Here is an 18,946-nt window from a genome sequence, read left to right on the forward strand (position 1 = left end):
GGTTTCCGATGCGCAGATTGCATGCAGCTTCCTGCTCTTTATCGGTTTGGGCAAGGGCAAGGCTGGCTTATTCATATTGTTATACTATAACATCAATTTTGAATTGAGCCTGAGCTCACCGATTTAAAGCGTCTGCTTCTGCCACAACGCTGTTTTGAAGCCTTAGAACGCGCTGCGTTACGCCAATACCCGGCTCAAACGCCCATCGGCCACTATCTGATGAGGATTATCCAATGTCATCGCCACTTCCCGTGACTGTTCTTTCGGGCTTTCTCGGCGCCGGAAAAAGTACACTTTTGAATTACGTACTACGTAATAGAGAAGGTTTGCGCGTTGCTGTCATCGTTAACGATATGAGCGAGATCAATATTGATGGCAGCGAAGTTCAGCGCGATGTCAGCCTGAACCGTGCCGAAGAAAAACTGGTGGAGATGAGCAACGGTTGTATCTGCTGTACGTTACGCGAGGACCTGCTTGAAGAAGTCAGCAAGCTCGCCCGCGAGGGGCGTTTCGATTATCTGCTCATCGAGTCCACCGGTATTTCCGAACCGCTGCCGGTCGCCGAAACGTTTACCTTCCGTGATGAGCAGGGCCAGAGCCTTGCCGACGTTGCGCGACTCGACACCATGGTGACAGTAGTCGACGGCATGAACTTTCTCCTCGATTACCAGGCCGCCGAGAGCCTCGCTTCCCGTGGCGAAACATTGGGGGAGGAAGACGAACGCTCAATCACCGACCTGTTGATCGAGCAAATCGAGTTCGCCGACGTCCTGCTGATCAGCAAAATCGACCTCATCAGCCGCCAGGAGCGTGACGAGCTGACAGCCATCCTCAAACGCCTCAACGCCCAGGCAGAAATCATCCCGATGGTGATGGGCGAAGTGCCGCTGGAGAAGATCCTCAACACGGGCCGTTTCGATTTCGATAAAGCCGCCCAGGCCCCTGGCTGGTTGCAGGAGTTGCGCGGCGAGCATGTGCCGGAAACCGCGGAATACGGCATTGCTTCCACGGCTTACCGCGCACGCCGCCCGTTCCATCCGCAGCGCTTCTACAACTTCATCGACCGTCCGTGGACTAACGGCAAATTGCTACGCTCCAAAGGCTTCTTCTGGCTCGCCAGCAAGGCCAACGACGCGGGCAGCTGGTCGCAGGCTGGCGGCTTGATGCGCCACGGTTTTGCTGGGCGCTGGTGGCGTTTCGTACCGAAAAACCAATGGCCGCAGGATCAGGAAAGTACTGCGGCAATCATGAAAAACTGGATACCGAGCGTCGGAGATTGCCGTCAGGAGCTGGTATTCATTGGGCAGAACATCGATTTCCTGCAGCTCACTGCCGAGCTCGACGCCTGCTTGCTGACGGATGCGGAAATGGCCGCTGGCGTCGAAGGCTGGCGCATGCTGCCGGATCCGTTCGGCCCCTGGCACGATGAGGTCGCCTGATGCTTGCGTTTAAACTGCAACAGAATCGAGCGCGCTACCAGCATCAGGGTGCGACACCGAAAACGCTGACACGCATCCTCGAAGACGACGTCAATCTCGCGGTGTGGCAGCGCCAACTGCCACTGCACATCGCCGATTTCGCAGCGTTGCTGCTGTCGCTCAACGAGCCCTTGGCGGAGTCGCTCTGCCTGGAATTACCGGACGAAGACGCCGACCCCGATCTCAGCGGACTGGCTGCCGGGTTTCGTGATCTGGAGGGTTATGAGGGGTTTATCGCCGACCTGAAATGGCTGGTCAGTGCCTTCGCTTGCCTGCTGGGCGCGCGTCGCGTCGGCCTGCGCTTGCGGGTGCTGGACAAGGCCATGTGCCCGCGATTCCATGTCGATCATGTACCGGTGCGCTTGATCAGCACATATGGCGGTATCGGCAGTCAGTGGCTCAAGGAAGGAGCAATGGACCGCGAGCAGTTGGGCCAGGCGAACGCCGAGCCAGAGGACATGGCGAACATCCAGCAACTGCAGAGCGGTGACGTGGCGCTATTGAAAGGCGAGAAATGGCACGGCAACGAAGGCTTCGGCCTGATTCATCGTTCCCCACAACCGGCAGCGGGCGAACGAAGGCTGCTGCTGACCCTCGACTGGCTCGGCTGACAACTCAAGGCTTGAGCCATTTACCCTGGCTCTGGTCTTCGCAGTATGGCTGCAAATACGCCGCGTCGGAGGCGACACCGTAATAGTGGATATCCTGGCGATAAGGCATATTGGCGACTTGCGCGTTGCTGCATACGCCGAATGCGCCGCTCGGGCATTGATCGACGTACTGCACGTCGACTTTCTGCCCGGCCAGAGTCGGTTGGCAGAAACCATCGCTAAATAGTTTTTCGGGAATATTGCGGTTCTGCTGGCAGACCTTGACGTCGAGCCGTTCGCCCTGGCTGTGTACCACGCAGGCTTGAGCCAAGGCTTCGCTCGACACCAGCATCAACAGCAACGACCATCCCATCCAACGCATATCCAATCCCCTCAGAAAACTCCCCGCCATGTTGCAGAACATTCCCACTCATGTCATCGCCGGCCCTTTGGGTGCAGGCAAGACCAGCCTGATTCGCCAACTCATGGCGCAACGCCCGGAAGGCGAGCGCTGGGCGGTATTGATCAACGAGTTCGGCCAGATCGGTCTCGACGCCGCGCTGCTGACCCGCGACGGCGATGGTATCGCACTGGGTGAGGTCGCCGGAGGCTGTTTGTGTTGCGTCAATGGCGCGCCGTTTCAAGTCGGCCTCGGCCGTTTACTGCGCAAGGCGAGGCCGGACCGGCTGTTCATCGAGCCCTCCGGATTGGGCCATCCGGCGCAATTGCTCAAGCAGTTGAGCGAGGCGCCGTGGCTGGGTGTACTGGCGGTACAGCCCTGTGTGTTGGTGCTGGACGCACAGGCGCTTGCCGCCGGGAAAGCCTTGCCGACCGCTCAGCAAGAGGCACTGGCCAGCGCCGGTCTGCTGTTGCTGAACAAGGCCGAGAGTCTGGATGAGGCAGTACGGCAGGCAATCGCCGAGCGCCTGCCACCGGTCAGGCTGATCTGGACGCAACAGGCGCAACTGCCTTTGCACGAGTTGCCGGGTGGGACTGCGCAAGCAGTCGTGGGTGTGGATAACCTCGCTGTGCCCGAGGGATTGGGGATGATTCCGGTGCTCTGGAGCGACCCGGCAGTGCCGATTTGCCTGAGTCAGGCGCAGGAGGGCGGTTGGAGCATCGGCTGGCGTTGGCACCCGGGGCAGACGTTCGATACGCAACGCCTGAGCGATTGGCTGAAGGCCCTGAATTGGCGGCGGGCCAAGCTGGTTATCCACAGCGCTGGGGGCTGGGTCTCGGCCAATGCCCTGGATAACGCTGAGCTCAATTGGCAGCTCAGCGAATGGCGACGGGATTCACGTATCGAGCTGATTTTCGCCGATCCGCAGGATGTCGATGCTTTGCAGGCAGGCCTGGCGCAATGCCGGGCTCAGGCGGATTAGCTTACGGCTTCCACTTGTTGTGTTCCTGGCGCCACTGGCTCAGTTCGATCACTTCGGCCCGTGGGCGGGTGACTTCGACCACCGGTGGCGTGTCGTCGAACGGTACCGGGTAGGGCGCCAGTTCGATCTGTGCACTGTGCGCGCCAAACTGGGTGATGGTGCCGTTGTGGCGGGTTTCGCCGGTCACGGTGAACTCGAAGGTGTAGATTCGGGCCAGGCGCCGCCGACCGCTGGCATCCTTGATCAAACCGATTTTCTTCAACGCGACGTTACCGTCCAGCAGCTCGACGCCGACGTTGATGCAGTGCTGCTTGACCCGCGCCAGCGCCCGCTCGCGCAAGCCGTGGTTGTGCCACAGCCATGCGCCAGCAGCGGCGAACAGCATCAGCACGAAGATGTTTTCAAGGGTCAGCATCAACAGGAAACTCCAAAAGATAAGCCCAGCTTAACTGCGTCGCCGGTCTGTCGTACAGGCTGTGTTTCGTCGCATACTGCGCGGCTTGAATTTCAATCGTTTTACGGAATAACCCGAATGAAACGTACGCCTCATCTGCTCGCCATCCAGTCCCATGTGGTCTTCGGCCACGCCGGCAACAGCGCTGCGGTTTTTCCGATGCAGCGGGTCGGGGTGAATGTCTGGCCGCTCAACACCGTGCAGTTTTCCAACCACACCCAGTACGGCCAATGGGCCGGTGAAGTGCTGGCGCCGCACCAGATTCCCGAACTGGTCGAAGGCATCGACGCTATCGGCGAGTTGGGCAACTGCGATGCGGTGCTCTCCGGCTATCTGGGCAGCGCGGCGCAGGGCCGGGCGATTCTCAGTGGCGTCGAGCGCATCAAGTCGGTCAATCCGAAGGCGTTGTACCTGTGCGACCCGGTGATGGGTCATCCGCAGAAAGGCTGCAGTGTGCCGGCCGAAGTCAGCGACTTCCTGCTGGAGGAAGCAGCGGCGGTGGCGGACATCATGTGCCCGAACCAACTTGAGCTGGACAGCTTTTCCGGGCGCAAACCGCAGTCGCTGTTCGACTGTCTGGCGATGGCCCGGGCGTTGCTGGCGCGCGGGCCGAAAGCGGTGCTGGTCAAGCATCTGGATTATCCGGGCAAGCCGGAGGATGGTTTCGAGATGTTGTTGGTGACCGCTGAAGAAAGCTGGCACCTGCGCCGCCCGCTGCTGGCGTTTCCGCGTCAGCCGGTGGGCGTGGGTGATCTGACGTCCGGGCTGTTCCTGGCGCGGGTGCTGCTGGGCGACAGTCTGGTGGCGGCGTTTGAATTTACCGCCGCGGCGGTGCATGAAGTGCTGCTGGAGACCCAGGCGTGTGCCAGTTATGAGCTGCAACTGGTGCGGGCGCAGGACCGGATCGCGCATCCGCGGGTGAAATTCGAGGCGACGGCGATCAGTCTGTAATCGCGTTATCGTTCAAAAGATCGCAGCCTGCGGCAGCTCCTGCATGGGAATGCAAAACCCTGTAGGAGCTGCCGCAGGCTGCGATCTTTTGCTTTAAGCGTCGCCCTTGATCTCCTGATAACGCTTCTCCAGCTCCTGGCGAATCTGCCGGCGCTGCTGGGCCTGCATGTAGCGGCGTTTGTCTTCGCTGTTCTGCGGTTGCAGCGGCGGCACCGCAGCCGGTTTGCGCTGGTCATCCACTGCGACCATGGTGAAGAAGCAGCTGTTGGTGTGGCGCACCGAGCGCTCGCGGATGTTCTCGGTCACCACTTTGATGCCGACTTCCATCGAGGTGTTGCCGGTGTAGTTGACCGACGCGAGGAAGGTCACCAGTTCACCGACATGGATCGGTTCGCGGAAAATCACCTGATCCACCGACAGCGTCACCACGTAGCGGCCGGCATAACGGCTCGCGCAGGCGTAGGCCACTTCGTCGAGGTATTTGAGCAGGGTACCGCCGTGGACATTGCCAGAGAAGTTGGCCATGTCGGGGGTCATCAGTACCGTCATCGACAGTTGGGCGTTTCCGGGTTCCATAACGTTCTCACGGATCAAGGCTGGGTGGCTGGAAGCACCTCTGCGGGTGCCTGGTCGCTTTTTCGAAAGCACCGTTATCGGGACGCCAGGCGACGGGCTGCCGTCACGCCGGGATCGATCTGTTTCCTTATATTGCACCGCCTTCCAGCCGGAAGTCGCGGTGTTAACCTGCAAAAGGCCCTGCGCAAGGGCAATTCCCACACGAAAAGCGGATTTTTTACCTAACTCGCTCAGACCTTTCTGATGTCTGACTGCGGGTCACGTCATACAAGGAGCCCACACCATGCATGCCATCAGCTTTATTCAGGATCTGGCAGTGATCATGTTGGTTGCAGGTGTGGTCACCGTGCTGTTTCACCGCTTCAAGCAGCCGGTGGTGCTCGGCTACATCGTTGCCGGTTTCATCATCGGCCCGCACACCCCGCCGTTCGGCCTGATCCACGACGAAGAAACCATCAAGACCCTCGCCGAGCTGGGGGTGATCTTCCTGATGTTCTGTCTGGGTCTCGAATTCAGCCTGCGCAAGTTGTTCAAGGTCGGTGCCACGGCGTTTATCGCGGCGTTCCTCGAGATCGTGCTGATGATCTGGATCGGCTACGAGATCGGCCGCTGGTTCGACTGGAACACCATGGACTCGCTGTTCCTCGGCGCGATCCTGGCAATCTCCTCGACCACCATCATCGTCAAGGCGCTCAACGACCTGAAGATGAAGAACGAGCGCTTCGCCCAACTGATCTTCGGTGTGCTGATCGTCGAGGACATCCTCGGCATCGGCATCATCGCCTTGCTGTCGAGCATCGCCGTCAGCGGCACGGTCAGCTCGGGCGAGGTGTTTTCCACGGTCGGCAAGCTGTCGCTGTTCATGATCGTCGCGCTGGTGGTCGGCATTCTGCTGGTGCCGCGTCTGCTGGCGTATGTCGCCAAATTCGAAAGCAACGAGATGCTGCTGATCACCGTGCTGGGCCTGTGTTTCGGTTTCTGTCTGCTGGTGGTCAAGCTCGAGTACAGCATGGTGCTCGGCGCCTTCCTGATCGGCGCAATCATGGCCGAGTCGCGGCAGTTGTTGAAAATAGAGCGTTTGATCGAGCCGGTTCGCGACCTGTTCAGTGCGATCTTCTTTGTGGCGATCGGTCTGATGCTCGATCCGATGATCCTGTTGCAATATGCGTGGCCGATTGCCGTGATCACCGTAGCCGTGGTGCTCGGCAAGATGTTGTCCTGCGGCCTCGGTGCCTTTATCGCCGGTAACGACGGACGCACCTCACTGCGCGTTGGGATGGGACTGTCACAGATTGGCGAGTTTTCCTTCATCATCGCCGCGCTCGGGATGACGCTGCAGGTCACCAGCAACTTCCTTTATCCGGTGGCAGTGGCGGTATCGGTGATCACCACGTTACTGACGCCGTACCTGATCCGCGCGGCCGATCCTCTTTCAATCAAGTTGTCCGCTGCCGTGCCCAAGCGCCTGGGACGTGTTCTGGGGATGTACGGCGAATGGCTGCGCAGTATCCAGCCGCAAGGCGAGGGCGCGATGCTGGCGGCGATGATCCGGCGGATCCTGTTGCAGGTCGGGGTCAACCTGGCGCTGGTGATCGCGATTTTCTTCAGCGGTGCATTCTTTGCCGGACGGCTGTCGGCGTGGATGCAGGACTGGATCGGTGATCCGAGCTGGCAGAAAGCACTGATCTGGGGCGGGGCGCTGCTGCTGTCGTTGCCGTTTCTGATCGCGGCCTATCGCAAGCTCAAGGCGCTGTCGATGCTGCTGGCGGAGATGGGGGTGAAGCCGGAGATGGCCGGGCGGCACACGCAGCGAGTGCGACGGGTGATCTCCGAGGTGATCCCGATCCTCTCGCTGCTGGTGATCTTTCTGCTGTTGGCAGCCTTGTCGGCCAGTATTTTACCGACCAACAAGTTGCTGGTGCTGATCGCCGTGGTCACGGCCGCCGTGGCGGCGCTGCTCTGGCGCTGGTTCATCCGCGTACACACGCGGATGCAGGTGGCCCTGCTGGAAACCCTCGACAACCACAAGGAATCGTCGGGGCACTGACCGCCGGGGGCGTTTTGCGTATCAGCTTTCCAGCCAGACGTCCCGCGCCCAGTGCCAGACCGATTCCCAGGTTTCTTCGGCAATCAGCTCTTCTTCGGCTTGCCACAACACCACTGTGCCGTCTTCTTCGACGCAGTAGTAGTCGTCGCCGTCCTGGCAGATCGGAATCAGGCTGCGATCCACACCTGCATCCCAGGCGTTGGCGGCAACTTCAGGCAAGTAAGTGTGGGACTGTGGATCGGTAACGGTCACCGGTTCGAGGCTGCCATAAACCACATCGCTGACGGTCAGCAGAAACTCTTTAAAGACAAACGGGATATCGATGAACAGTTGTTCTTCGATTTCGACCAGCAGATCTTCGTCAGGCAACTCCAGGGGAACCGGTACGGGTTCATTGGCTTCGCGCAGTTGTTCGATGATTTCTTCCACGTCCGGGATCCTCTTGCTTGAATGGCGCGGTGTATATGGGCCGGTTTATACAGTAGCTCGCTATAGATGCAACCGTGAAATAGAAAACCCCAGCCGAGGCTGGGGTTTTTATTACTGCATGCGTAGCGCAGAGGGATCAGCCGTTCTGGCGGATACCGGCCACCAGCCAAGGCTGGTTCTCGCCCTGCGGACGTTCCATGTTCCAGCTTTCGCTGAACACTTCGCCCTGGTCGAAACGCGAGGTCTTCGACACACCGCTGAAGGTCAGGGTGGCGATGGTCTTGTCGGCACGGTCATCCACGCCATCCAGTTGTACCTGGAGGTTGTCGATGTAGGTCGACTGGAAGCCGTCGCCCAGGTCCGCGCGCTCACGCTTGAGGAAGTCGAGCATTTGCGGGGTCACGAACTCGGCGATCTTGTCCATTTCGTTGGCGTCCCAGTGCTGCTGCAGCGACTGGAAGTGACTACGAGCGGCGGCAAGAAAGTTCTGCTCATTGAACCAGGCCGGCGCGTTGATCACCGGACGAGCGGCAGCCGGAGCGGCGGAACCACCGAAGATCGAACCCATGGCTGCTGGCTTCTGTTCGAACACTTCACGCTGCATCGGCGCGCCGGCCGGAGCCAGATGCTCCTGCTGCTTGCGTCGACGGGCGGCGATGAAGCGGAAGATCACGAACGCGATCACGGCCATGATCAGGATGTCGAAGATCTGCATACCCTGGAAGCCGCCGCCCATGAACATGGACGCGAGCAGGCCACCGGCGGCGATGCCGGCCAGAGGGCCGAGCCATTTCGACGCGCCACCGGCCTTCGCCGCAGCGCCTGCGGCACCGGCAGCACCCGCGGTCGCTGCTGCGCCGCCCATGCCTGGGGAAGAAGGAGCCATCTGGCTGGTCTGGTGCGTCGGCGCAGCGCCGGCGCTTTTGCCACCACCGAAGCGCTTGGCGTTGGCGTCGAGGCTCATCGTCAGGCCGATGCACAACGCCATGGCGATGCTAAGAAAACGTTTCATAAAGGGAATTCCCGTTTGTGGAGACACGCGCGCCATGTTGCACAGCTGAAGTGTTACTGGCTAGCGAGAGAGTGTTTCGGGCTTTTGCCTGACAGGTTACGTTCAGCTCGGTCGAGGCAATCAGGCCATGTACTTTTGTCTGTAGGAAAATTGGATAGGTTCAGTGAGAAATTGCTTAGCGCCGAAACGCCAGCATCACCACACCGGCCGTGATCAGGCCGATGCCGCCCCATTGGCGCAGGTCGAGTTTCTCACCCAGCAGGATCACGCCGAGCACCGCCACCAGCACCACGCTGAGCTTGTCCACCGGGGCGACCAGCGAGGCCGGGCCGACTTTCAGCGCGCGGAAGTAGCAAAGCCACGACGCGCCGGTACCCAGACCGGACAACAGCAGGAACAGATAGCTCTTGGCGGAAATCGATCCCAAGGACTGATATTGGCCCGTGGCGTACAAAATCAAGGCCAGACTGACCAGTACCACGATGGTGCGCAGCAGGGTGGCGAAGTCGGAATTGACGTTTTCGATACCGACTTTGGCGAAGATCGCGGTCAGTGCGGCGAAAGTCGCCGAGAGCAGGGCCCAGAATGTCCAGGAGGAGAAGAAGCCTGAGCCCATGAAAATGTCCTTGATAGATGAGCCAACACAAAGCCTTGCAGGAGTGAGCCTGCTCGCGATGAGGGCGTATCAGACAACAAATATATTGAATGATAAATCGCTATCGCGAGCAGGCTCACTCCTACAGAAAGCTATCGCGCAGGGCCGTCAGATCGCTTCCAGCTTGGCATACCCCAGCATCAGCCACTTGCTGCCTTCACTGAAATTCACCTGCACCCGCGCCTGTGCGCCGGCGCCCTCGAAGTTCAGGATCACGCCTTCGCCGAAGATCGAATGGCGCACGGCCTGACCCAGACTGAAGCCGGTTTCCGGAATCTCGCTGCCGCTGAACAGGTTGCTGCCACTCATCGACTGGTTGCCGCCGAACGGTCGGCTGACGCTGTTCGACAGGCGTACTTCCTGAATCAGCCCCTTCGGCACTTCACGGACGAAACGCGAGACCTTGTTGTAGGTTTCGCTACCGTACAGGCGTCGGGTTTCAGCATAGGTCATCACTAGATTCTGCATGGCCCGGGTGATGCCGACGTAGGCCAGCCGCCGCTCCTCTTCCAGACGCCCCGGTTCTTCCAGGCTCATCTTGTGCGGGAACAGGCCTTCTTCCATGCCCACCAGGAACACGTATGGGAATTCCAGGCCCTTGGCGCTGTGCAGGGTCATCAACTGAATGCTGTCTTCGTGTTCGTCGGCCTGAGTGTCGCCGGCTTCCAGCGAAGCGTGGCCGAGGAACGCTGCCAGTGGCGACAGCTCTTCGTCTTCTTCGGTGTTCTCGAAGTTGCGTGCGGCGCTGACCAGTTCCTCAAGGTTTTCTACCCGGGCCTGGCCTTTCTCGCCTTTTTCCGCTTCGTGATAGGCGATCAGCCCCGATTGCTCGATGACGGTCTGGGTCATCAGGTGCAGCGGCATCTCCATGCACTTGGCGGCGAGGTTTTCGATCAGCTCGATAAACGCACCCAGCGCACCGGCGGCACGACCGGTCAGGCCTTTGTTGGCCACCAGTTGGCGCATCGCTTCCCACATCGACACATCGCTGTGGCGTGCATGGTCACGAATCGCTTCGACGGTTTTTTCGCCAATGCCACGGGCCGGCACATTGATCACCCGCTCCAGCGCCGCATCGTTGCCGCGACCTTCGAGAAGGCGCAGGTAGGCCATGGCGTTCTTGATTTCCGCGCGCTCGAAGAAGCGCTGGCCGCCATAGATGCGGTAGGGAATGCGCTCGCGCAGCAACGCTTCTTCCAGAACGCGCGATTGGGCGTTGGAGCGGTAGAGAATCGCGATATCGCTGCGGGCAAGGCCGGTTTTCAGCGCGCTTTCGATAGTTTCGACAACGTAGCGTGCTTCGTCGTGTTCGTTGAACGCGGCATAGAGGTTGATCGCTTCGCCGTCGCCACCGTCGGTCCACAGCTCTTTGCCCAGACGGCCGGTGTTGTTGGCTATCAGGGCGTTGGCAGCCTTGAGGATGCCGGCGGTGGAGCGGTAGTTCTGCTCCAGACGTATGGTCACCGAATCCGGGAAGTCGGACGAGTACTGATGAATATTCTCGATTTTCGCGCCGCGCCAGCCGTAGATCGACTGGTCGTCGTCACCGACCACCATCAGGCTGTCGCCGCCCTTGCCCAGCAAACGCAACCACGCATACTGCACGGCGTTGGTGTCCTGGAACTCGTCCACCAGAATGTGCCGGAAGCGCTTCTGGTAGTGCGCCAACAGGCCCGGATGATCGCGCCACAGGTCGAGGGCGCGCAGCAGCAGCTCGGAGAAATCGATGACGCCGGCGCGCTGGCACGCAGCCTCGTAGGCCTCATAGATGCCGCGCATGGTGGCCAGGTACAAGTCGCCGCTGGCCTGAATGTGTTGTGGACGCAGACCTTCGTCTTTCTGCCCGTTGATGAACCACTGGGCCTGACGGGCCGGCCAGCGCTGTTCGTCCAGCCCCAGCTCGCGGATCACCCGCTTGACCAGGCGTTGCTGGTCGTCGCTGTCGAGAATCTGGAAGGTCTGGCTCAAGCCCGCTTCCTGCCAGTGCGCCCGCAACAGGCGGTGCGCCAGGCCGTGGAAGGTGCCGACCCACATGCCGGCCGGGTTGATACCCAGCAACTGCTCGATGCGGTGACGCATCTCGGCAGCGGCCTTGTTGGTGAAGGTCACCGACAGAATGGAGGGGGGCGAGGCGTTTTCGACCTGGATCAACCAGGCGATACGGTGCACCAGCACTCGGGTTTTACCGGAGCCGGCACCGGCCAGGACCAACTGACGGCCAACGGGGGCCGCTACGGCCTGGCGTTGGGCATCGTTGAGGGAGTTCAGCAGAAGGGAGAGATCATCGCGCATCGGGGCATTCTAGGGTGCGCCGCAGGCCCGGGCAAACCGAGCTTTGCATTAGCCGATGAAAGTGCCGCCGATGACGACCGGTCGGTCACCGGCTACAGGCTTTGGCCCGCCTCGCTCTGCGGGTTTTGCCGGTGATCAGGCGGGGAAAAGTTTCGGTCAAATTATGATCCGGAGCAGTTTGGCAACGGGATCGGCTTGTGTATGCTCCATCCACGTTTCGGGCCCACGCTCACTCTTATAAGAACAAAAACATTGCAAAAGACCCTCAGCTCAGACCTGTCGGGCCCCTCTGTGGAACCCCGGGTCATCCGCAAGCATTACGCCACCGAAATGGCGGTTGAACGCACGCGTCTGCTTTATCAGGGCTCGCTGCTGCCCACGTTGTTCATGCTGCTCAATGGTCTGGTCTGCGCCGGTTTGCTCTGGAGTCCGCAGCGCTATTTTGTGGTCAGCGTCTGGCTGGTCTGGTTGTTGTCGCTGGTGGCGCTGCGGGTGATTCAGGTCGCCGCGTTCGATTCGGCGATCCCGGACCGTCAGGCCCAGGCGATCTGGTTCCGCATGTTCCTGCTCGGCTCGACCATGACCGGTCTGACCCTGGCCGGTGCCGGCATTGCGCTGGTTCCCGCTGACAACTTCATACAGCAAGCCTGGGTGTTCGGCCTGATCGGCGCCGCGACACTGTCGGCCAGTGTTGCCTACGCCGTCAGCCTGCCGGCGTTTCTGTCCTTTACCTTGCCGTGCCTGCTGCCGGCGATCGGTTACCTGTTCTGGGGTGGCGATGAACAGGCACGCGGCTGGGGCTGGCTGGGGCTGATCCTGCTCGGCTCGCTGAGTGTGGTGGCGTGGCAGGTCAATCGGCTGATTGATCGCGGGTTGTTGCGGCGCTTTCAGAATCAGCACCTGATCGAGCACCTGCAGCAGGCGCAGAGCCGCAGCGAGCAGCTCAATCAGGCGCTGGGCAACGAGGTCGAGCAACGGCGCTGTGCCGAAGGTGCATTGCGTGAAGCGCAGGTCGAGCTGGAAGACCGGGTGGCGCAGCGCAGCCGCGAACTGGACGTGGCCAACCAGGCACTGAGCAAAAGCGAGGCTCGGCTGGCTCTGGCCTTGAAGGCCAGCGAGCTGGGTCTGTGGGACTGGAACCTGCAAACCGACGAAGTCCATCACACGCAGATCCAGGAACTGTTCGGCCTGGCCCCGGAATACGTCACGGCGATCCTGCGCGATCTCAAGCCACGCCTGCACCCCGAGGACGTGCCGTCGCTCAAGCTGGCGCTGATCGAGCACCTGAAGGGGCGCACCGAGGACTATCAGATCGAATACCGCGTGCGTCACGGTGACGGTCATTGGGTGTGGATCGAGGATCGCGGGCGTGCGGTGGAGCGCAGTGAGAGTGGGCGGGTGGTGCGCATGGTCGGCACCCGGCGCGACATCAGCGCCAGCAAAAGCCTTGAAGAGCAGCAGCGACTGGCCGCCACGGTGTTCGAAGCCGCCAGCGAAGGCATCGTGATTCTTGACCCGAACTACGCGTTGATCGCGATCAATCAGGCGTTCAGCCGCGTCACCGGTTATGACATCGAAGACATGCTCGGGCGCAATGTCGTCGAACTGCCCTGCAGTCGTGACGCGCGGCGCCATTACGTCGCGATTCGTCATGCGCTGGAGCAACACGGCAGTTGGCAGGGCGAACTGGTGGAAACGCGCAAGAACGGCGAGCTGTATCCGCAGTGGCTGCAACTCAACGCGGTGCGCGACAATCGTGGAAATGTCAGCCATATCGTTGGCTTCTTCGCCGATCTATCGGCGCGGCGAGAGTCCGAAGAACGCATGCGCTTCCTGACGCACTACGATGAACTGACAGGGCTGGCCAACCGCTCGCTGTTCCGTGAGCGCCTGCACGAAGCCCATCAGCGCGTGCGTCAGGGCGGACGGCGCAGTCTGGCGTTGCTGCATATCAATCTCGATCGCTTCAAGCTGCTCAACGACAGTCTTGGCCACGAAATCGCTGATCAGTTGCTGCAGAAAATCGCTCGGCGGCTGGTCAACGCGTTACCGGAGGCCGATACCATCGCCCGACTGTCCGGTGATGAATTTGCCGTGCTGTTCGATGCCTACGGCAACCTGTCGAGCCTGGCGCGGGTCGCCACGCGGTTGTCGAGCAAGCTGCGCCTGCCGTTGACGGTCGAAGGGCATGAGCTGGTGGTCAGCGCCTCGATGGGCATCAGCATGCTGCCGGACAACGCCCGGGAGATTTCCGCACTGGTCAGTCAGTCGAACATGGCCATGCAACATGCCAAGCACCTGGGCGGCAACAATTTCCAGTTCTATACCGACAGCCTGCAGGCCAGCACTCTTGAGCGTCTGCAGCTGGAAAACCAACTGCGCAAAGCCATCGAAGACAAACAGCTCAAGGTGTTCTACCAGCCGAAGCTGTGCCTGCAAACCGGGCGCCTGAATGCGGCGGAAGCGCTGGTGCGCTGGGATCATCCGAGCATGGGCCGGGTGCCGCCGGGGGACTTCATTGGCCTGGCCGAGGAAACCGGACTGATTGGCCCGATCGGCGAATTCGTGCTGCGCCAGGCTTGCTGGCAGGCGTGCGAATGGCAGCGTCAGGGGCTGGCGCCGATCCGGGTGTCGGTGAACCTGTCGGTGCATCAACTGCGTCAGGGCAAACTGGTCAGTCTGGTGCGGCAAGTGCTGGAAGAAACCGGGCTGGCGCCGCACTGCCTGGAACTGGAACTCACCGAAAGCCAGTTGCTCGACAGCGTCGAACACATCATCGCCACCTTTCAGCAGTTGCGCGATCTGGGCGTGAAGCTGGCGATCGATGATTTCGGCACCGGCTATTCGTCGCTGAGTTACCTCAAGCGCATTCCAGTGGATTACGTGAAGATCGATCAGGCGTTCATTCGTGGTCTGGGGCAGGGCAGTGTGGATGCGGCGATCACTCGGGCGATCATTGCCATGGCCCACGGGCTGTCATTGAAAGTGGTGGCCGAAGGGGTCGAGCGATCCGAGCAGCTGGAATTTTTACGCGCCGAGCGCTGTGACGAAGTGCAGGGTTATCTGATCAGCCGCCCGGTGGAGGCCGACCGTCTGGCCGGGCTGTTGCGCGAACAGGAAAAACTGCTTTAAGGGCTACATGCACCCCATCGCGCCTGATATGGGGACATGGAGTTACGCATTGAGCAGGCAAAAAGCCAATTCGTGTAGTATAACTACAAGCGTGCTACATCCTTGCCCATAAGAAGAGTCCAGCCCCTTGAATCTGCTGCAACACATCGCCCAGTCACGTCACCTGTTACGCAAGTCGGAGCTCAAGGTCGCCGACCACGTGCTGCTTGACCCTGCGGCCGTGATGCACAGTTCCATGGCCGACCTGGCCCACAGCGTCGGCATCAGTGAGCCGACCATCGTGCGTTTTTGCCGGGCCATCGGCTGCTCCGGGTTTCAGGATCTCAAGCTCAAGCTGGCGCAAAGCCTGGCCGCCGGTGCCAGCTTCGGCCAGTTCGCGATTCATGAAGACGACTCGGTCGCCGACTACAGCCTGAAGATTTTCGACACCACGTTGCACACGTTGATGGAGGTTCGCGAGAAGCTCGATCCGGTGGAATTGCAACGTGCGGTGACGCTGATGTCCCAAGCGCAGCGCGTCGAGTTCTACGGCTTTGGCGCGTCGGGCGCGGTGGCGGCGGATGCGCAGCACAAGTTCTTCCGTTTGCTGCTGACGGCGGCGGCATACTCCGATCCGCATATGCAGGCGATGTCGGCCGTGACGCTGAAACCGACCGATGTCGCGATCTGCATTTCCCAGTCCGGGCGCTCGAAGGATCTGCTGATCACCGCCAACCTGGTGCGCGAGAGCGGCGCTTCGCTGATCACCCTGTGCCCGAGCCAGACACCGCTGGCTGAGCTGTCGACCGTCAACCTGGCAATCGATGTGCACGAAGACACCGAAATCTACACACCGTTGACCTCGCGCATAGCGCATCTGGTGGTGATCGACGTGCTGGCGATGGGCGTGGCGATGGCGCGCGGGCCGAGCCTGGTCAATCACCTGAAGAGTGTGAAGCGCAGTCTGCGCAGCTTGCGCTTGTCACCCAAGGCCGTGAAAGCGCTGGATGATTGAGATCAAAAGATCGCAGCCTTCGGCAGCTCCTACAGATGAGCGTGATTCCCTGTAGGAGCTGCCGAAGGCTACGATCTTTGCTTTTGGGCGCAAACGTTCATCTGCCTGTCATCCCCGCGCCGCCAAACCGTCATCCCCCGCGCCTATCGTGAAACTCCCGTACTCGCCCTGGGAGACTCGAAATGGCTCAGCCTTACGAAGAACGCAACAGCGCCGCGAAAACCCGTCGTCAACAGGAAGACCAGCGCCGCATGGAATTCCGTCGCGCCATCGAAGATCGCTTCGAACTCCGCCAGCTTCAGAGCGAAATCAGCGATTTTCCCGCGGACATCGAACTCAACTACTGGCAGGCCGCACCGGCAGCTTCCCGTCGAAGCGCTCAACCAGCGCGCTGATCTGCACCCGTTCGTTGCGGATAAACGCCAGGAAGGCGTGCGCCACCGGTGACAGCCGCTTGGCCTTGGCTTGCACCAGGCACCAACTGCGAAACAGCGGCAACTCTTCGACCGGCAGCTCGACCAGGCCGCCGGTCGCCAGCTCCAGGTTCAGGGCGTGGCGCGTCAACAGCGCCAGGCCCAGACCCGCCACCACGCATTCACGCTGGGCCTCGGCAGACGCCACTTCCTGAGTCTGAGTGAAGTGCACGCGTTTCTCTTTGAAGTACTCCTCGCACGCCAGTCGAGTGCCCGAACCCGGTTCGCGGATCAGCAGCGTGTAGGGTTCAAGATCCTGCAGGCGCAGCGGCCCCATATGCGCCAGCGGATGGTCCGGGCGTGCCACGGCGACAATCGGATTGTTCAGAAACGGCAGAAACTCCAGGCCCATGTCCTGCGGCACCATCGACATGATCACCAGATCATCGCGGTTGTCCGAGAGGCGACGAATCACCTGGCCGCGATTGACCACCGTCAGTTGCAGGTTCACCTCCGGGTGCTGGCGCTTGAAGGCGGCGAACAGGTGCGGCACGAAGTATTTGGCGCTGGATTCCACCGCCAGTTTCAGCTGACCTTGCAGCGAGCCCTGCATGTCCGACAGCTGCATGTCGAGGTTTTCCAGGCGGCCAAAGATGTCCCGGCTCGCCCGCTGCAGGGCCTCGGCGGCCTCGGTCATGTAGAGTTTTTTGCCGACATAATCGAATAATGGCTGGCCGATCAGCTCTTCCAGCTGACGAATCTGTAGGCTGACGGCCGGTTGTGTGAGAGACATTTCTTCAGCTGCACGGCTGTAGGAACGCAAATCACACACTTCGTTGAAAATCTGCAACTGGCGTAATGTCATACGCATCAAGGACTTACGCATTTCTTATAGGCTCTGACGGCAGGCTGATGGTTTAACTATAAGTCTTTGCTTATGCCTGACCCAATTTTTATTCATTTTTGTTAATCCCTTGCGAGCGCTAGTGTGGGGCTGCGACTAAATTGAAACATTTAGTCACGCGTCGACCTGGGTCTAGCAGGTCGTGGTGCCACCGGCTCAAGGGAACCTCCAAGTGATAACAAAGATCCTGATCGCCAACCGTGGTGAGATTGCCGTACGAATCGTGCGAGCCTGCGCCGAAATGGGCATTCGCTCGGTTGCGATTTTTTCCGACGCCGACCGCCATGCCTTGCATGTGAAGCGTGCGGACGAAGCTCACAGCATCGGTGCCGAGCCTCTGGCCGGTTACCTGAACCCGCGCAAGCTGGTGAACCTGGCGGTGGAAACCGGTTGCGATGCCCTGCACCCCGGTTACGGCTTCCTTTCGGAAAACGCTGAGCTGGCAGAAATCTGCGCCGAACGCGGCATCAAATTCATCGGCCCGTCAGCGGAAGTCATTCGCCGCATGGGCGACAAGACCGAAGCCCGGCGCAGCATGATCAAGGCCGGCGTACCGGTCACCCCGGGCACCGAAGGCAACGTCTCCGGTATCGAAGAAGCACTGGCCGAAGGCGACCGCATCGGTTACCCGGTCATGCTCAAGGCCACCTCCGGTGGTGGCGGGCGCGGCATCCGTCGCTGCAACAGCCGCGAAGAGCTCGAACAGAATTTCCCTCGGGTGATTTCCGAAGCAACCAAGGCTTTCGGTTCGGCGGAAGTGTTCCTGGAAAAATGCATCGTTAATCCCAAACACATCGAAGCGCAGATCCTCGGCGACAGCTTTGGCAACGTCGTGCATCTGTTCGAGCGTGACTGCTCGATCCAGCGCCGCAACCAGAAGCTGATCGAGATCGCCCCGAGCCCGCAACTGACCCCGGAACAGCGCGCCTACATCGGCGACCTGTCGGTGCGCGCAGCCAAAGCCGTGGGTTACGAGAACGCCGGTACTGTGGAGTTCCTGCTCGCCGAGGGCGAGGTGTACTTCATGGAGATGAACACCCGGGTGCAGGTGGAACACACCATCACCGAAGAAATCACCGGGATCGACATCGTTCGCGAACAGATCCGCATCGCCTCCGGCCTGCCGCTGTCGGTGAAACAGGAAGACATTCAGCACCGTGGCTTCGCGCTGCAGTTCCGGATCAACGCCGAAGACCCGAAGAACAACTTCCTGCCGAGCTTCGGCAAGATCACCCGCTACTACGCCCCCGGCGGTCCGGGCGTGCGTACCGACACGGCGATCTACACCGGTTACACCATTCCGCCGTTCTACGACTCGATGTGCCTGAAACTGGTGGTCTGGGCGTTGACCTGGGAAGAGGCCATGGATCGTGGCCTGCGCGCCCTCGACGACATGCGCCTGCAAGGCGTGAAGACCACCGCCGCGTATTACCAGGAAATCCTGCGCAATCCGGAATTCCGTAGCGGCCAGTTCAATACCAGCTTCGTTGAAAGCCATCCTGAACTGACCAACTACTCGATCAAGCGCAAACCCGAAGAGCTGGCCCTGGCCATCGCCGCCGCCATCGCCGCCCACGCAGGCCTATAAATGCAGCTGCGAGCTTTCAGCTACAAGCTTCAAGTGAAACCGACTCGGT

The 18,946-nt window shown here is 60.5% G+C and carries 17 protein-coding genes; 9 read left to right on the plus strand and 8 right to left on the minus strand.

Features of this window, described 5'->3' with window-relative positions; genetic code table 11:
- The first annotated feature begins 233 nt into the window (after window positions 1–233).
- Together zigA and KKQ10_RS05525 are read left to right on the plus strand one after the other, a co-directional pair.
- Window positions 234–1,439, plus strand: coding sequence for a zinc metallochaperone GTPase ZigA (gene zigA / locus KKQ10_RS05520; RefSeq protein ID WP_215500491.1), 1,206 nt, complete (start codon window positions 234–236; stop codon window positions 1,437–1,439).
- Window positions 1,439–2,089: a DUF1826 domain-containing protein gene (locus tag KKQ10_RS05525; protein ID WP_215500492.1), complete on the plus strand. Its 651-nt coding sequence runs from the start codon at window positions 1,439–1,441 to the stop codon at window positions 2,087–2,089. The genes zigA and KKQ10_RS05525 overlap by 1 nt, the downstream gene beginning before the upstream one ends.
- A 4-nt stretch (window positions 2,090–2,093) precedes the next feature.
- On the opposite strand, the gene KKQ10_RS05530 is transcribed toward KKQ10_RS05525, so the two are convergent.
- On the minus strand, window positions 2,094–2,450 hold the full coding sequence (locus KKQ10_RS05530; protein ID WP_215500493.1) for an NADH:ubiquinone oxidoreductase: 357 nt from the start codon (window positions 2,448–2,450) through the stop codon (window positions 2,094–2,096).
- A 28-nt stretch (window positions 2,451–2,478) separates the two neighbouring features.
- On the opposite strand from KKQ10_RS05530, the gene KKQ10_RS05535 reads away from it, so the two are divergent.
- A complete protein-coding gene (locus KKQ10_RS05535; protein ID WP_215500494.1) occupies window positions 2,479–3,450 on the plus strand; it encodes a CobW family GTP-binding protein in 972 nt (323 codons plus the stop codon).
- A gap of 1 nt (window position 3,451) precedes the next feature.
- Here the strand turns inward: KKQ10_RS05535 and KKQ10_RS05540 are convergent, their stop codons facing one another.
- Window positions 3,452–3,865: a DUF3301 domain-containing protein gene (locus tag KKQ10_RS05540; RefSeq protein ID WP_215500495.1), complete on the minus strand. Its 414-nt coding sequence runs from the start codon at window positions 3,863–3,865 to the stop codon at window positions 3,452–3,454.
- A gap of 117 nt (window positions 3,866–3,982) precedes the next feature.
- On the opposite strand from KKQ10_RS05540, the gene pdxY reads away from it, so the two are divergent.
- A complete protein-coding gene (gene pdxY, locus KKQ10_RS05545; protein ID WP_127649565.1) occupies window positions 3,983–4,855 on the plus strand; it encodes a pyridoxal kinase PdxY in 873 nt (290 codons plus the stop codon).
- Between the two features lie 93 nt (window positions 4,856–4,948).
- Here the strand turns inward: pdxY and KKQ10_RS05550 are convergent, their stop codons facing one another.
- The gene (locus KKQ10_RS05550) at window positions 4,949–5,431 is read right to left on the minus strand and encodes an acyl-CoA thioesterase (RefSeq protein ID WP_003229693.1); all 483 of its coding nucleotides are present in this window, start codon (window positions 5,429–5,431) and stop codon (window positions 4,949–4,951) included.
- A gap of 283 nt (window positions 5,432–5,714) precedes the next feature.
- On the opposite strand from KKQ10_RS05550, the gene KKQ10_RS05555 reads away from it, so the two are divergent.
- Window positions 5,715–7,478: a cation:proton antiporter gene (locus KKQ10_RS05555; protein ID WP_215500496.1), complete on the plus strand. Its 1,764-nt coding sequence runs from the start codon at window positions 5,715–5,717 to the stop codon at window positions 7,476–7,478.
- A gap of 21 nt (window positions 7,479–7,499) precedes the next feature.
- On the opposite strand, the gene KKQ10_RS05560 is transcribed toward KKQ10_RS05555, so the two are convergent.
- The 4 genes from KKQ10_RS05560 to uvrD form a co-directional block, all read right to left on the minus strand.
- Window positions 7,500–7,907 (minus strand): SMI1/KNR4 family protein, encoded by a 408-nt coding sequence (locus KKQ10_RS05560; protein ID WP_215500497.1) that lies wholly within the window; start codon window positions 7,905–7,907, stop codon window positions 7,500–7,502.
- Between the two features lie 136 nt (window positions 7,908–8,043).
- Window positions 8,044–8,919, minus strand: a complete 876-nt coding sequence (locus KKQ10_RS05565; RefSeq protein WP_127649568.1) for a Tim44 domain-containing protein — start codon at window positions 8,917–8,919, stop codon at window positions 8,044–8,046.
- A gap of 175 nt (window positions 8,920–9,094) precedes the next feature.
- The gene (locus KKQ10_RS05570; RefSeq protein ID WP_016984014.1) at window positions 9,095–9,535 is read right to left on the minus strand and encodes an EamA family transporter; all 441 of its coding nucleotides are present in this window, start codon (window positions 9,533–9,535) and stop codon (window positions 9,095–9,097) included.
- Between the two features lie 147 nt (window positions 9,536–9,682).
- Window positions 9,683–11,866 carry a DNA helicase II gene (gene uvrD, locus KKQ10_RS05575; RefSeq protein WP_215500498.1) on the minus strand — a complete coding sequence of 728 codons (2,184 nt, stop codon included), beginning with the start codon at window positions 11,864–11,866 and terminating at the stop codon, window positions 9,683–9,685.
- A gap of 201 nt (window positions 11,867–12,067) precedes the next feature.
- Between uvrD and KKQ10_RS05580 the strand changes: the two genes are divergently transcribed.
- The 3 genes from KKQ10_RS05580 to KKQ10_RS05590 all read left to right on the plus strand — a co-directional run bounded on the left by KKQ10_RS05580 (window position 12,068) and on the right by KKQ10_RS05590 (window position 16,387).
- The gene (locus KKQ10_RS05580) at window positions 12,068–14,998 is read left to right on the plus strand and encodes a putative bifunctional diguanylate cyclase/phosphodiesterase (RefSeq protein WP_215500499.1); all 2,931 of its coding nucleotides are present in this window, start codon (window positions 12,068–12,070) and stop codon (window positions 14,996–14,998) included.
- A 127-nt stretch (window positions 14,999–15,125) separates the two neighbouring features.
- Window positions 15,126–15,992 (plus strand): transcriptional regulator HexR, encoded by an 867-nt coding sequence (hexR, locus tag KKQ10_RS05585; protein WP_007962240.1) that lies wholly within the window; start codon window positions 15,126–15,128, stop codon window positions 15,990–15,992.
- Window positions 15,993–16,174: 182 nt separating this feature from the next.
- The gene (locus KKQ10_RS05590) at window positions 16,175–16,387 is read left to right on the plus strand and encodes a PA3496 family putative envelope integrity protein (RefSeq protein ID WP_215500500.1); all 213 of its coding nucleotides are present in this window, start codon (window positions 16,175–16,177) and stop codon (window positions 16,385–16,387) included.
- On the opposite strand, the gene KKQ10_RS05595 is transcribed toward KKQ10_RS05590, so the two are convergent.
- Window positions 16,329–17,291 (minus strand): LysR family transcriptional regulator, encoded by a 963-nt coding sequence (locus tag KKQ10_RS05595; RefSeq protein WP_127649572.1) that lies wholly within the window; start codon window positions 17,289–17,291, stop codon window positions 16,329–16,331. The two genes, KKQ10_RS05590 and KKQ10_RS05595, sit on opposite strands and share 59 nt — an antisense overlap.
- A gap of 190 nt (window positions 17,292–17,481) precedes the next feature.
- Here KKQ10_RS05595 and KKQ10_RS05600 point away from each other — a divergent pair, with 190 nt between their 5' ends.
- Entirely contained in the window at window positions 17,482–18,897 is a 1,416-nt protein-coding gene (locus KKQ10_RS05600) for an acetyl-CoA carboxylase biotin carboxylase subunit (protein WP_090287702.1), read from the plus strand.
- The last annotated feature ends 49 nt before the right edge of the window (window positions 18,898–18,946 follow it).

It is taken from the genome of Pseudomonas sp. MG-9, from assembly GCF_018729515.1.
GTDB classification, from domain to species: domain Bacteria; phylum Pseudomonadota; class Gammaproteobacteria; order Pseudomonadales; family Pseudomonadaceae; genus Aquipseudomonas; species Aquipseudomonas serboccidentalis.